The 13,054-nt window shown below is 67.5% G+C and carries 10 protein-coding genes and 1 pseudogene; 4 read left to right on the forward strand and 7 right to left on the reverse strand.

Annotated features, from left to right (window positions below):
* Positions 1 to 90 precede the first annotated feature (90 nt).
* The 3 genes and pseudogenes from QTI17_RS27510 to QTI17_RS27520 all read right to left on the reverse strand — a co-directional run bounded on the left by QTI17_RS27510 (position 91) and on the right by QTI17_RS27520 (position 4,273).
* Positions 91 to 2,013, reverse strand: a complete 1,923-nt coding sequence (locus tag QTI17_RS27510; protein ID WP_286536842.1) for a GspE/PulE family protein — start codon at positions 2,011 to 2,013, stop codon at positions 91 to 93.
* Positions 2,014 to 2,145: 132 nt separating this feature from the next.
* On the reverse strand, positions 2,146 to 3,714 hold the full coding sequence (locus QTI17_RS27515) for a phospholipase D family protein (protein ID WP_286536843.1): 1,569 nt from the start codon (positions 3,712 to 3,714) through the stop codon (positions 2,146 to 2,148).
* Positions 3,711 to 4,273, reverse strand: a pseudogene (locus tag QTI17_RS27520) (BPSL1445 family SYLF domain-containing lipoprotein). Before QTI17_RS27520 ends, QTI17_RS27515 begins: the two are co-directional and overlap by 4 nt.
* Positions 4,274 to 4,401: 128 nt before the next feature.
* On the opposite strand from QTI17_RS27520, the gene QTI17_RS27525 reads away from it, so the two are divergent.
* Positions 4,402 to 5,802: an amidase gene (locus QTI17_RS27525; RefSeq protein ID WP_286536844.1), complete on the forward strand. Its 1,401-nt coding sequence runs from the start codon at positions 4,402 to 4,404 to the stop codon at positions 5,800 to 5,802.
* Between the two features lie 101 nt (positions 5,803 to 5,903).
* On the forward strand, positions 5,904 to 6,293 hold the full coding sequence (locus QTI17_RS27530) for a hypothetical protein (RefSeq protein ID WP_286536845.1): 390 nt from the start codon (positions 5,904 to 5,906) through the stop codon (positions 6,291 to 6,293).
* Between the two features lie 200 nt (positions 6,294 to 6,493).
* On the opposite strand, the gene QTI17_RS27535 is transcribed toward QTI17_RS27530, so the two are convergent.
* From QTI17_RS27535 to QTI17_RS27550, 4 genes are all read right to left on the reverse strand, one after another.
* The gene (locus QTI17_RS27535) at positions 6,494 to 7,435 is read right to left on the reverse strand and encodes a 3-hydroxyacyl-CoA dehydrogenase NAD-binding domain-containing protein (protein WP_286536846.1); all 942 of its coding nucleotides are present in this window, start codon (positions 7,433 to 7,435) and stop codon (positions 6,494 to 6,496) included.
* Between the two features lie 14 nt (positions 7,436 to 7,449).
* On the reverse strand, positions 7,450 to 8,340 hold the full coding sequence (locus tag QTI17_RS27540; RefSeq protein ID WP_286536847.1) for a beta-keto acid cleavage family enzyme: 891 nt from the start codon (positions 8,338 to 8,340) through the stop codon (positions 7,450 to 7,452).
* A gap of 45 nt (positions 8,341 to 8,385) precedes the next feature.
* Entirely contained in the window at positions 8,386 to 9,738 is a 1,353-nt protein-coding gene (locus QTI17_RS27545) for an MFS transporter (protein ID WP_286536848.1), read from the reverse strand.
* A gap of 127 nt (positions 9,739 to 9,865) precedes the next feature.
* Positions 9,866 to 10,570 (reverse strand): Crp/Fnr family transcriptional regulator, encoded by a 705-nt coding sequence (locus QTI17_RS27550; RefSeq protein WP_286536849.1) that lies wholly within the window; start codon positions 10,568 to 10,570, stop codon positions 9,866 to 9,868.
* Positions 10,571 to 10,695: 125 nt separating this feature from the next.
* Between QTI17_RS27550 and QTI17_RS27555 the strand changes: the two genes are divergently transcribed.
* Together QTI17_RS27555 and QTI17_RS27560 are read left to right on the forward strand one after the other, a co-directional pair.
* On the forward strand, positions 10,696 to 11,109 hold the full coding sequence (locus QTI17_RS27555) for an acyl-CoA thioesterase (protein WP_286536850.1): 414 nt from the start codon (positions 10,696 to 10,698) through the stop codon (positions 11,107 to 11,109).
* A 43-nt stretch (positions 11,110 to 11,152) separates the two neighbouring features.
* Complete coding sequence (locus tag QTI17_RS27560; RefSeq protein WP_286536851.1) at positions 11,153 to 13,051, forward strand: FAD-binding monooxygenase; 1,899 nt, start codon at positions 11,153 to 11,155, stop codon at positions 13,049 to 13,051.
* The last annotated feature ends 3 nt before the right edge of the window (positions 13,052 to 13,054 follow it).

Raw genomic sequence — 13,054 nt, forward strand, 5'->3', positions numbered from 1 at the left:
CAAGATCGCGAAGCCGCCAGTTTTTCGTCGCCCCGGGGCGTTGCTGTCCGCCATTTCCGACAATCCCTGTCGGCCAAGGCCGCGAGAGCCTCACCCGTTGCTCGTCGCCCGCACCTCGCCGAGGGTCGTCAGTCCCTGCAGCACCTTCTCGATGCCGTCCTGGCGCAGGGTGTGCATTCCGCCGGCCTGCGCTGCCGCGAGGATCGTCTCCAGCGGCGAACGGGTCTGCACCAGGCGGCGCACCTCCTTCGACACCGCCATCAGCTCATGAATGCCGATCCGTCCGCGGAAGCCGGTCTGGCCGCAGGCCTCGCAGCCCGGGCAGGTCGAGCTCACGAGCTGGCCTTCGCGGCCGTAGCGGCGCAGCCAATGCGCGAGCACGGCATCGCGCGACGGCGGCTCCAGACCGTCCGCGAAGGCGCGCAGATAGTCCGAAAGCAGTTCGTCGACTTCGGCCGCCGTCGCCGGGCGGCTGGTCACGCACTTCGAACAGAGCTTGCGCACCAATCGCTGCGCCTGGATGGCCAGCAGGGAATCGGCGAAGTTGAAGGCGTCCAGGCCCATGTCGAGCAGCCGGGTCACGGTCTCGGCGGCGCTGTTGGTGTGCAGCGTCGACAGCACCAGGTGGCCGGTGAGCGAAGCCTCGATCGCCATCTTCGCGGTTTCCTCGTCGCGGATCTCGCCCACCATCACCACGTCCGGATCGGCGCGCAGGAAAGCGCGCAGGGCTTTCGCGAAGGTCCAGTCGATGCGCGGGTTCACCTGGACCTGCCGCAGCCCGGGCTGCGTGATCTCGACCGGGTCCTCGGCGGTCCAGATCTTGCGATCAGGGGTGTTGATGTGCATCAGCGCCGAGTGCAGTGTCGTCGTCTTGCCCGAGCCGGTGGGGCCGACGCACAGCACCAGTCCGTACGGCCGCTCGACGGCTTCGCGCAGCTTCTGGAGATTGCGCGGCGACAGGCCCAGGTTTTCCAGGGCGATCGCATTGGCCGACGCCAGCAGGCGCATCACCACGTCTTCCAGGCCGTTGTTGGTCGGAATGGTCGCCACCCGAAGCTCCAGCGGATGCTGCGCCGAGAACTTCGAGAAGATGATCTTGCCGTCCTGCGGCTTGCGCTTCTCGCTGATGTCGAGGTCACACATGATCTTGATCCGCGCGATGATGGCATTGCGATAGTTCGGCGGCAGTTCGAGATAGGTGAACAGGCGGCCGTCGCGGCGAAAGCGGATGCGGATCTTTTCGCGCCCCGGATAGCTCTCGATGTGGATGTCCGAGACGCCTTCGGCGTGCGCCTCGATGATCATCCGGTTCACCATCCGCACCAGCGAATTGTCCGACTGCTCGATGGGCAGCTCTTCGCTGGTCTGCTCGCGCCCCTCCTTCTCGAGCGTCTCGAGCAGTTCGCTGGCGTCGATGTCGAACTCGATCGGCCTGGACGGATCGTCGGCGGCCGCCTTGGCGTCCATCGCGCCGATCGCCTCGTAGGCCTTCTTGAGCACCTGGTCGAGATTGCGGCAATGGGCCAGGACCGGAATCACCTTCGCCTGGGCGATGAACTCGAGCTCGTCGATGGCGGCACGGCGACCCGACGGATCGTCGAGCGCCGCGATCAATCGCCCGTTCGACACCATCAACGGCATGACCTGCAGGCGTTGGGCCGCGCTGTGGCCGACTTTCCTGAGCGCCTCCACCGCGGCCGGGAACCGGTCGAGGTCGACCAGGGGGTAGCCCATCTTGTGGGCCAGGGCCGATTGCAGGTCGCTGCGCGACAGGGCGCCCATGCGAACCAGTGTCTCGCCGAGCGGCACGGCGCGATCGAGCTGCTGGGCGGCCAGGCCCGCGTTCAATTGCGCGTCCGTGATGATCCCGAGCGAGGTCAGCGCCTGCCCGATTCGAACCAGCGGCATCCGGCCCTGCGCCTCGAGGCGGGTCAGCAGTTCCTCGGGCGTGCAGACTTCTGTCATCGACGTCGCGCTGCGAGTCGGGGCTGCAGGCACAGTGGTTGCGGTCATCGGTCTTTCCGGTTGAGCTTGCGACGCGCCATCGAAGACGCTCTCGAGACCTGGGTTCGAGGCGGGCGCTGCCTCTGCTATCGGCAGCGCCGGCGATTCCTGAAGGCCTTGCCGCCGGAAAAAGGTGCGCCCTCAGAGCATCCAGTCGATCGGCAGCGGCTCGAGCAAGCGCACGGCGGCGCGCTGCCACCAGCTCGTCATGGGCTCGACCGCCACGGATCGGCCGCTGCCGTCCACCCAGCGCAGGCCCCCGCTCCCGGGGTCGAGCCTCAGCTCCCAGCTGCTGCGCGGGGCGCGCACCTCGAAGACATGCGCGATCGCGCCGGCAAGCTCCGGGCTGTCGATGACGAGGCCCAGCTCGGTGTTCAGCTTGGCCGAGCGCGGATCGAAGTTGAAAGAACCGACGAAGACGCGCTCCATGTCCACGCCGAAGGTTTTCGCATGCAGGCTGGAGCCGGAGCTGCCCGATCCGCCGGGCATGCGCGGGCCCTCGTCCCGGCGCGCCGCCTTGGCGGCCTGCTCCCGAGGGTCGGGCCGGAGTTCGTACAGCGCCACCCCCGCCGCCAGCAGCGGCTGCCGATGGCGTGCATAGCCCGAATGCACCACCAGGACGTCGGTCGCGGCCAGCGAATTGGTGAGGATGCGCACCCGCACGCCGGTCCGCGCCAGGCCGGCGAAGTAGTCGGTGCCGGCATCGGTTGGCACGAAGTACGGCGACACCAGGTCGAGGCTGCGCGCCGGCACCCCGACCGCCTCGGCCATGTGATGCAGCAGCAGCTGTTCCGGCTGGGCCAGCGCCAGTCCCTTGGACGGGTCGTCGACCACCAGGTGCGCGGGGGCCCAGACCAGCGAATAGTCCTTGCGGACCAGGCTGCCGTAGCAAGGCAGCTCACGCACCGCCTGCTTGTACGTTGCGGCCGGCTCGGAGCGCTCCACCAGCGCCGTCCGCTGCCGGATGGCGGCCAGGACTTCGGCAGGGGGTGGCGCCACCAGCGAGGCGATGGGATAGGACGAGGCACTGACCCAATAGGCGTCGAACGCGCTCGAGACCTGCGCCACCGCCGGCCCCATCGCCAACACATCGAGGTCGGCGAACAGCACGCCATCGGTGGCGCCGAAATACTCGTCGCCGACGTTGCGTCCGCCCAGGATCGTGATCGCGTTGTCGGCCGTGAAGCTCTTGTTGTGCATCCGCCGGTTGGCGCGCGAGAAGTCGGTGATGAAGCCCAGCGGCTTGAATGCACGGAACGGGAAGGGATTGAACAGACGCACCTCCACGTCGGGATGCGCGTCGAGCGCCGCCAGCTCCGCGTCGAGCCCCGCATGGCCGTAGTCGTCCAGCAGCAGGCGCACGCGCACCCCGCGATCGGCGGCCGCGCGCAAGGCCTCGAGCAGCAGGTGGCCAGTGATGTCGTCGCGCCAGATGTAGTACTGCACGTCCAGCGTGCGCTCGGCGAGCTGCGCCATCTGCACCCGCGCCGCGAAGGCTTCGCGCGGGTCTTCCAGCGTATGGACGCCAGTCAGTCCCGGACGCGGCGCCGCCAGGTCGCCGACCGCCCGGCCCAGCGGCGTTTCGCGCGCTTCTGCGGCCGACAACGCCCGCGACTCGCTGCGCCCCTCGAGCGGCGGCAGCGAGCATCCAGCCAGCAGGGCCGCCAGCGCCAGCGCCAGCAGCCATCGCCCCGGGGCGCAGGGACTCACAGGTCGAGCTTGCTGATCTTGGTTCCGTCAAGACTCAGGTTGGCCATCAGCCCGGCATTGCTCAGGCGAAGCCAACGATGGGTTGTTGAGCGGTCTGGGTGTCGATGCCTGCCGAGGCGCCGACCTTGAGCATGGTGACCGAGGCATCGGCGCCGGCGGTCCAGCCATTGCTCGCGCGGAATTTGTCGAGCGCATCCTGGGTCATGAAGAGCAGGAAGACAGCCTTGGAGTCGGCCCCGGCCAGCAGGCCGACCGAGGCGGCGGTGGTGCTGTAGTAGCCGACGGACTTGCCGCCGACGCGCAGCGCACCCTGTCCGTAGGAGCCGCCAACGCCCAGCCCGGCCGAAACCACCGAGGGGAACACCAGCACGCCCCTGGCCTTGCCGACCAGTTCGCGTGAGCCCTGCACCTGGGTATAGAGCTTGGACATGGCGCTGTCGACCGAGGCGTCGATGCTGCTGCGCTTGGCCGCTGGATCGCCGCTGGAGGTGGAGGTGGTGGTGCACGCAGTCGCGAGAACTGCCAGAAGCCCGCACGCGAGGAAAGAACGCTTGTCCATGTCTCACTCTCCTGTCGTTGTTGGTCAGGTCATTGTGCGCGTCGGGTCGGTATCGCTCAAGATCGCGATGCGCCAGGGCGCTATCGTGGCGATCGGTCTTGATATTTCGCAAGAAAGGAGCCGCCCTCATGTCCTCGTCCCGCCTCTTCGAACTGTCCGCCATCGAACTGCTGGCCCGCTACCGCGACCGATCCCTGTCGCCGGTGGAGGTCGTGCAGTCCGTGCTCGACCGCATCGGGCAGTGGGAGCCGAGCATCCGCGCCTGCTACGCACTCGACGCCGAGGCCGCGCTGCAGGACGCCCGGGCTTCCGAGCAGCGCTGGGCACGGGGCGCGCCGCAAGGCGATCTCGATGGCGTGCCGATCACGCTCAAGGAGAACATCGCCACTCGCGGTACGCCCATGCCGCTCGGAAGCGCCGCCACCGAGCTGAAGCCTGCCGCCGCCGACGCGCCGGCGGCGGCCCGCGTCCGCGAGGCGGGCGCCGTGATCGTGACGAAGACCACGATGCCGGACTTCGGCTTCCTGGGCGCCGCGCCGTCGAGCTTCCACCCCCTGACGCGCAACCCCTGGAACACGGCGCACAGTCCCGGCGGCTCCAGCTCCGGCGCCGGCGCCGCGGCGGCGGCGGGCTACGGGCCGCTTCACCTGGGCACCGACATTGGCGGCTCGGTGCGCATTCCCTCCAGCTTCTGCGGCGTGTTCGGACTCAAGCCCAGCCATGGACGCGTGCCGGTCGATCCGCCGGCACCCGCCCGGGTGATCGGGCCGATGACACGCACCGTGGCCGATGCCGCGCTGCTCATGCAGGTCGTGTCGCGTCCCGATCCGCGCGACTACCTCGGCCTGCCCCCGCAGGACATCGCGTGGCAGCGCCTGGCGCGCGGGCCCGCCGGACTGCGCATCGGCCTGTGGGTCGAACCGTCGGCTTCCGGCTGGCGAGTGGACGCGGAGATCCTCGCCGCGGTGCAGGCGGCGGCGCGCTGCTTCGAGGCGGCCGGCGCCATCGTCGAGCCGCTGAAGGACTGGACCACGGACGAGATGCAGTTGGGGCTGGTGCATTTCTTCACCATGCGCTGCCGCGTCGACCTGGCCGCCCTGCAACCCGAGCGGGCGAAGAAGGCGGCGGACTACATCCACGGGGCGGCCGAGTTCGCGGCCTCGCTGACACCGGAAGACAGCTTCCGCGCCTTCACGCGGATGCAGTCGATGCAGGCGGCCACGGCGGCCGCCACGGGGCCCTATGACTTCGTGCTGGCGCCGGTCTCGCCGGTGCTGCCCTTCGCTGCGGAGTCGACCGGCAGCGATGCGGAGATGTCCACGCGCGATTCGCATTTCACGGTGCCATTCAACCAGTCCGGCCAGCCGGCGGCATCCATCCACTGCGGGCACTCGGCCTCGGGCCTGCCGATCGGCCTGCAGATCGCCGGACGCCGTTTCGACGACCTGGGCGTGCTGCAGATGGCCCGCTTCTACGAGTCGGTGCGCGGACCGCAGGCGCCCTGGCCCGAGCCCGCGTCCGCAGGCTAGGGCGGCGCCGACCCGAGCGCCCCGGCGGCCAGCGCGAGGGTGGCGGCCGCCGACAAGGCCGTGCTGTAGCGATGTTGGAGATCAGGGATCGATCGCCAACGATGGCCCCCGCAGGCACCTTGCGGCAGCTTGAACAGTGCGCCGTCGGGCTGCACCGCTGCTCCCGCCTGCGTGGCAATATTCGCTTTCGCAACCCCCGCTCCTCCGGCATGAACGACGCCCATGCAATGGCCAGTTCCTTGGTCGCCCACTGGCGACCCAAGCCAATTCTCGAAGTCCATGAGGCGCGGACGATTGAGCATGAGTTCTTCAGGCTGACGTTTCCTGGCCCCTACCTGGTCGCCGTCACGTTCTACCGCGTCGAAGAGCGTCCGGACCTCATGCGGGTGCGATCGACCAACTGGCGCACGCAAGACGAGCCGAACGGAATCTTTCGGATCGAGGATTGCCGTGAGTTCTACCGACGGCTGAGAAGGGCAGGATTCGAATGAGGCGAATGCCCGCACCTGGCCGAACTGCGCCACAGCCAATGCTGAGGATGGCGCGTGCAGTGGCTTTGCATTCGTTCCTCAGGAAATAGCCAAACGCTTTCGATCAGCTCGTTTGCGACGTGGTGGACGCGACCGGCTCGGTCGATGGCGCTCGAGTCTCATCCTACGACGATGGCGCTTGCGTGGAAACCTTTTCGCCCCTACGGAATCTGCGCCTGCACCGCCTTCATCGCAATCAACTGGACCAGCAGTTCATCGCGCTGGCGCAGCATCCCGGGGAAATCGCGACCCGCCAGCTCGGCATCGACGCCTTGCGCAATCTGCTGGATGTAGTCGTCCGTTTCCGGATACTTGCCAAGGTCGCGTGCCCATTCCCGCTGGGAGGCACCCAGATGCTGCAGCAGGTGGGTGATGCCGCCGGGACCGCCGGAGGCGTGCAGGTTGATGAACGGGCCGAGCAGGGCCCATCGCAGCCCGGGACCGTGCGATATCGCGGTGTCGATGTCTTCCACCGAGGCCACGCCTCTTTGCACCAGCGAGATGGCTTCTTGCCAGAGCGCGACCTGCAGGCGGTTCGCGATATGGCCCTTGACCTCCTTGTGGATGCGAATGGGCTTCTTGCCGGTCGACGCGTAGAACGCCATCGCCTTGGCCACGTTCTCGGCCGACGTCAGCTTGCCGCCGCCGACCTCCACCAGTGGAATGACGTGGGTGGGATTGAAGGGATGGCCGAGCACGATGCGCTCCGGATGCCTGGCGCCCGCCTGGATCTCGCTGGCGGACAGGCCGGACGACGACGATGCGATGAGGACATCGGCCTTCGCTGCCGATTCGATGGTCGCGATCAACTCGTGCTTGACGTCCAGCCTTTCGGGGCCGCTCTCCTGGATGAAGGTGGCGTCCCGGACGGCTTGCGCCACATCGGTCGTGAAAGACAGCCGGTCTCGCGACGCGCCGTCGGCCAGGCCGAGGGCCTCGACGGTGGGCCAGCCGGCGTCGACCAGGCCCCGCAGGCGCTGCTCGGCACCAGGGGCCGGATCGGTCGCCGTGACGTCGAAGCCGCGAGCGAGGAAGTGCGTGGCCCAGCCCGCACCGATCACCCCCGTGCCGACCACCGCCAGCTTGCTGCTCGCTGGTTTCATGATGCCGGGTGTCATCAACACAGCGGACCCAGGCCGATGATCGCGCGCGCCTCGGCCGGCGTGGCCGGCTCGTAGCCCATCTCGCGAATCAGCCGGACCAGCCGCTCGACGAGCTGCACGTTGGTGGCCAGCACGCCGTGCTCGTAGTAGAGGTTGTCCTCGAGCCCGACACGCACATGGCCGCCCAGCAGCAGCGAGTTCATCGCCGCCGGCAACTGCGCCGCGCCGATGGCGCTGACATTGAACACCGTCTTCGCCGGCAGGTGGTCCACCATCGTCTGCAGCAGCTTCGGGGTGTAGGGCAAGGCGCCCTGGAAGGCGTTGGCGCCGATGACGATGTTGATGAAGTGAGGCGCGTCGTCGAGGCCTTCGTCGAGCGAGCGCTGGACGTCCTGGACGATGTCCGCCAGGCCGAACACCTCCCACTCGGGCTTGATGCCGCGTTCCTTCATCATCCTTGCGATCTGTCGGATCCACGTGGGCGGCGTCGCCACAAGGATTTCCTTGCCGCCGAAGCTGGCGATGACGGTCTGCGCATCGAGCGTGCACATCTCGACGCCTTCGCCCTGCATGCCCTTCAGGCGCTCCTCCCACTGGATCTCCCACAGGCCGTTGGGCAGTTCGCGCACCATGTCGCCGTTGATGCCGCCGCCGGTGGAGTTGTTCAGGATGATGTCGCACTTGTCGCGGATCAGCCGGTTGATGCGGGTGTAGATCGACGGCTCGCAGGTCGCCTCGTCGTCGGGCCGGCGCGCATGCACCGCCACCAGGCTGGCGCCGGCGTTGTAGCAGCGGTAGGTGTCGTCGGCGATCTCCTGCGGCTGCGTCGGCAGGTTCGGGTTCATCTTCTTGGTCGCCATGCCGCCGGTCGGGGCGATGGTCACGATGACTTTGGGTTTGCTCATGGCTCGGGTCTCGGTAAAAGGACTTGTAGGGAGGGAAGAAGGGAATCAGGCGTCGCTGCCGACGCGCACCGCGCTCTTCGGCAAGGCGATCAAAATCGTGAGTCCACCGACGATGACCAGCGCGGTCAAGGCGCCCAGGCCCATCTGGATGCTGCCGGTGAGGCTCTTGATCCAGCCGATCACCGTGGGACTCACGAAGCCCCCCAGGATGCCGAGCGAGCTGATCACGGCAATGCCGGCGGCGGCCGCATCGCGGCTCAGGTAGGTCGGCGGAATCGACCAGAACAGCGAACCGCCGCCGAAGATGAAGAAGGCCGCGAAGCACAGCAGCAGCATCACCGGCGCGAAGGCCGTACCGAGGAAGGAGGTGGCGAACAGCGCCGCGGCACCCACGACAAGGGTTCCGCCGACATGCCAGCGACGCTCCTTGAACCGGTCCGAACTGCGGCTGATCACCAGCACGCCGAGCGCGCCGAAGACATAGGGAATGGCGGTGATCCAGCCGATCGCCCCGATCGAGGAAACGCCCAGGCCCTTGATCATCGTCGGCAGCCAGAAGGTGACGGTGTAGACCGCGCAGGCGCAGCAGAAATAGACGAAGGCCAGCACGTAGGTCTTCGGGTCCGACAGCGCGGCGGCCAGCTTGCCGCGGTGGCCGGACTTCGCGTCGGCTTTGTGGTCGGCGTCGAGCACCGATTGCACGTGCGCCTTCTCGGCGTCGCTCAGCCAGGGGGCCTCCGCCGGCTTGTTCGGCAGCAGACGATAGAGCAGGAAGCCGATCAGGACGGTCGGCAGGCCCTGCACGATGAACAGCCACTGCCAGCCGTGCATCCCGGCCATGCCTTCCATGCCGCCCATGATCATTCCCGACAGCGGCCCGCCGAGAACGCCGGTGATCGGCATGCCGAAGAGGAACAGCCCGGTCACGCGGCCGCGGCGGTGGCTCGGATACCAGTAGGTGAGGTACAGGATGATGCCGGGGAAGAAGCCGGCCTCGAACATGCCCAGCAGCAGCCGCACGCCGTAGAACTGCCAGGGCTCGGTGACGAAGGCCGTGGCCGAGGAGGCCAGGCCCCACAGCACCATGATGCGCAGGAAGGTCAGGCGGGCACCGATCTTTTCGAGCAGCAGGTTGCTCGGCACCTCGAACAGCAGATAGGTGACGAAGAAGAGGCCGGCGCCCAGCCCGTAGATCGCATCGGAGAACGCCAGGTCCTGCTTCATCTGGAGCTGGGCGTAGCCGACGTTGATGCGGTCGAGGAAGGCGAAGACGTAGGCGACCAGCACGATCGGCATCACCCGCCAGCTGATCCTGCGATAGATGCCGTCCTCCGCGGATCGGAGCGATGACGGGTGGATGTCCGCGACCCCATGGGCCACCGACGCTGCGTGGTTCATTGCGTGTCTCCTTGTGATGGCGCCATGCCATGGCACGCATCATTCCGGGCGGCCCGTTTTGCCGCAGTCGATCGGCCGACAGTTCGAATCAGGGAAAACCCGAGGTGCGGTGCGGGCCCTGGGTCGGCTACGGCACCAGCCGTTGCAGGCCGGGAAGGTCGAGCACGACGATGCCTGCGTATTCGCTGCGCACCAGGCCGGCGTTCTTGAATCGCATCAAGGCGCTGTTGCAGCTCTGCCGCGAGACGGCGGCGAGATTGGCGAGTTCTTCCTGCGATATCTGAAGATGGCGCTCGCCGCGCGGGTTCGCGAGCGGATGCACCATGCCCATGAGTGCGCGGGCCACCAGACTGTCGGTGTCCAGCAGGCCCTGCGCCGCGTAGTTGCCCATGAACCAATGCAGTCGCTCATTCACCTGCAGCAGGATGAAGTCGTTGAATGTCGGTCGGTTGCGGCGCAGCCAGTCGAAGGTGTCGAACGGGATCTGCGCCACCCTGCTGTAGCGCAGCGCCACCAGGTCCGACTGGCGCGGCGTGTTGCGGATCAGCGTGCCCTCTCCGAACCAGCTGCCGACCGACTGGCCACCCAGGGACACTGTCCGCCCATCGTGCGCGGTGATCGCCCACTTGACCAGCCCTTCGAGAACGCCGTACCAGGCGTGCTGCTGCTCGCCGTGGTGGCCCAGCGAATCGCCCATCGCCACCGCGCGCTCCGATGCATCGCGGCGAACCTGCGCCTGCGCGGGCGCGTCGAGCTCGACGAACCACGCGGACTGTTCGAGCAACTCGTCGAGCGTGAGCGACATGGCGGGCGCGCGTTGCTGGCGGGTCATCCGTTCCTCCTGGGGCGCAGCGCCTTCATGCAGGGAAAACCCTTATATCGAGTGTCGGCACATCGACTGTGCGCCTGTGCATGGCGAAGAACAATCATCCCTATCGAAGCGAGCAGTTGAAACCCATGACCAAGACCATCGCCTATGGCGTCGACGTGCAGTTCGGCGACTGCGATCCCGCGGGCATTGTCTTCTTTCCGAACTACTCGCGATGGATGGATGCCGCGTCGCACCACTACTTCACCGCCTGCGGGCTGCCACCCTGGCGCGCGATGACCGACTTGCCGGGCTGCATCGGCGCGCCGCTGCTGGAGATCCACACCCGTTTCCACACGGCGGCCTCCTATGGCGAGCGCATCGGGATTCACACCAGCGTCGAGGAATGGCGCGGCAAGGTCTTCATCCAGACCCATCGGGTGATGCGGGGCGACACCCTGATCTGCGAAGGACGCGAGACCCGGGCGCTGTGCGTGAAAGAAGACAGCGGGAAGCTCAAGGCGGTGGTCGTGCCCGAATTCATCCGCACCGCCTGCGCCTGAGCCAGGCCGCAGGTCAACGTATTCTTGTCATCACGGAGGCAACATGCAGTTCTATCTCAATGGCTATGCGCCCGGAGACCCCGACATCATCAAGGAGGCGCTCCCCGAGACCGTCGACGTCCTCATCGTCGGCAGCGGGCCCGCGGGGGCCCTGCTGGCGGCACAGTTGTCGAACTTCCCGAGCATCAGCACCCGGCTGGTCGAGCGCCGCGATGGTCCGCTCAAGGTCGGCCAGGCCGACGGCATCGCCTGCCGCACGGTGGAGATGTTCGAGGCCTTCGGCCTGGCGCAAAAGCTCATCCGCGAGGCCTACTGGGTCAACGAGACCGTCTTCTGGCGGCCGTCGAAGAAAGACCGTACGCGCATCGAGCGCACCGGCCGCGTCCAGGACACCGAGGACGGCCTGTCCGAGTTCCCGCACCTCATCGTCAACCAGGCCCGGCTGCAGCAGTACCTGCTCGACTACATGCGCATGTCGCCGACCCGGCTCGAGGCCAGCTACGGACTGGAGTTCGTCACCCTGAAGGTCGAGCCCGAGGGCGAGCACCCGGTCGTGGTGACCTTGCGCGACGTGGCCAAGGGTTCCGAGACCACGGTCCGCGCCAAGTACGTGGTGGGCTGCGACGGCGCGCGCAGCGGGGTGCGCGAATCGATCGGCGCCATGCCGCAGGGTGACTTCGCCAACCATGCCTGGGGCGTCGTCGACATGCTGGCCGTCACCGACTTCCCGGACATCCGGCTCAAGGCCGCCATCCAGTCCGCGGACGAGGGCAATATCCTGCTCATCCCGCGCGAGGGCGGCTACATGGTGCGGCTCTATGTCGACCTCGGCGACATCGACCCGAACCATCGCGAAGCCATCAAGGATTTCACCCAGGAAAAGGTCATCGCCACCGCCCAGCGCGTTCTGCATCCCTACTCGCTCGACGTCAAGCGGGTGGTGTGGTTTGCGGTGTACCAGGTCGGCCAGCGCGTCACCGACCGCTTCGACGACGTCCCCGCGGACCAGGCTGGCTCGCGCCTGCCGCGGGTCTTCATCGCCGGCGATGCCTGCCACACCCACAGCGCGAAGGCCGGCCAGGGCATGAACGTCTCGATGCAGGACGCCTTCAACCTGGGCTGGAAGCTTGCATCGGTGCTCGAAGGACGTGCCGGCCCTGAACTGCTGCGCACCTACAACGTCGAGCGCCACGCGATCGCCCAGCGGCTCATCGACTTCGACAAGGAGTGGTCGAAGATCATGGCGTCGCCGCCCAGGGACCCTGAGCATCCGGAACTCGGCGGCGTCGATCCGCAGGAGCTTCAGGCTTACTTCGTCAAGTCGGGCCGCTATACGGCCGGCGTCGCGACGCACTACACGCCAACGACCCCGCTGACGGCCGGGTCGACCCATCAGGACCTGGCCAAGGGTTTCACGATCGGCATGCGCTTCCACTCGGGCCCCGTCGTCCGCCTGGCCGATGCCAAGCCGGTCCAGCTCGGCCATGCGGCGCGCGCCGACGGGGCCTGGCGCCTCTATGCGTTCGCCGATGCGGCCGGCACGCGCCTGCGCGACCTCATGGCGTTCCTTGCGGATTCGCCGGACTCGCCGATCCGCCGCTTCACGCCCACCGGGACCGATGTCGACATCGACAGCGTCATCGACGTCCGCGCGATCTTCCAGCAGGGGCACCTCGAGCTCAAGGTGGAGGCGCTGCCTTCGATGCTGATGCCGCGCAAGGGCTGCTTCGGTCTCATCGACTACGAGAAGGCCTTTTGCCCCGACCTCAAGCACGGTCCCGACATCTTCGATCTCCGCGGCATCGACCGTGCGCAAGGTGCGATGGTCGTCGTGCGTCCCGACCAGTACGTTGCGAACGTGCTGCCGCTGGACGCGCATGCCGGCCTGGCTGCCTACTTCGGACGGTTCCTGCTCGATCGACGGCCGTCGCCGAGGCCCTGATCG

Source organism: Variovorax sp. J31P179, assembly GCF_030316985.1.
In the GTDB taxonomy this organism is placed as follows: domain Bacteria; phylum Pseudomonadota; class Gammaproteobacteria; order Burkholderiales; family Burkholderiaceae_C; genus Variovorax; species Variovorax ginsengisoli_B.

What these genes read in the sequence shown, in the direction of transcription:
- QTI17_RS27510 (WP_286536842.1), bottom strand. Translation starts at nt 2,013, where the DNA reads ATGACCGCAACCACTGTGCCTGCAGCCCCGACTCGCAGCGCGACGTCG.
- QTI17_RS27525 (WP_286536844.1), top strand. Translation starts at nt 4,402, where the DNA reads ATGTCCTCGTCCCGCCTCTTCGAACTGTCCGCCATCGAACTGCTGGCC.
- QTI17_RS27530 (WP_286536845.1), top strand. Translation starts at nt 5,904, where the DNA reads ATGGCCCCCGCAGGCACCTTGCGGCAGCTTGAACAGTGCGCCGTCGGG.
- QTI17_RS27535 (WP_286536846.1), bottom strand. Translation starts at nt 7,435, where the DNA reads ATGAAACCAGCGAGCAGCAAGCTGGCGGTGGTCGGCACGGGGGTGATC.
- QTI17_RS27540 (WP_286536847.1), bottom strand. Translation starts at nt 8,340, where the DNA reads ATGAGCAAACCCAAAGTCATCGTGACCATCGCCCCGACCGGCGGCATG.
- QTI17_RS27545 (WP_286536848.1), bottom strand. Translation starts at nt 9,738, where the DNA reads ATGAACCACGCAGCGTCGGTGGCCCATGGGGTCGCGGACATCCACCCG.
- QTI17_RS27550 (WP_286536849.1), bottom strand. Translation starts at nt 10,570, where the DNA reads ATGACCCGCCAGCAACGCGCGCCCGCCATGTCGCTCACGCTCGACGAG.
- QTI17_RS27555 (WP_286536850.1), top strand. Translation starts at nt 10,696, where the DNA reads ATGACCAAGACCATCGCCTATGGCGTCGACGTGCAGTTCGGCGACTGC.
- QTI17_RS27560 (WP_286536851.1), top strand. Translation starts at nt 11,153, where the DNA reads ATGCAGTTCTATCTCAATGGCTATGCGCCCGGAGACCCCGACATCATC.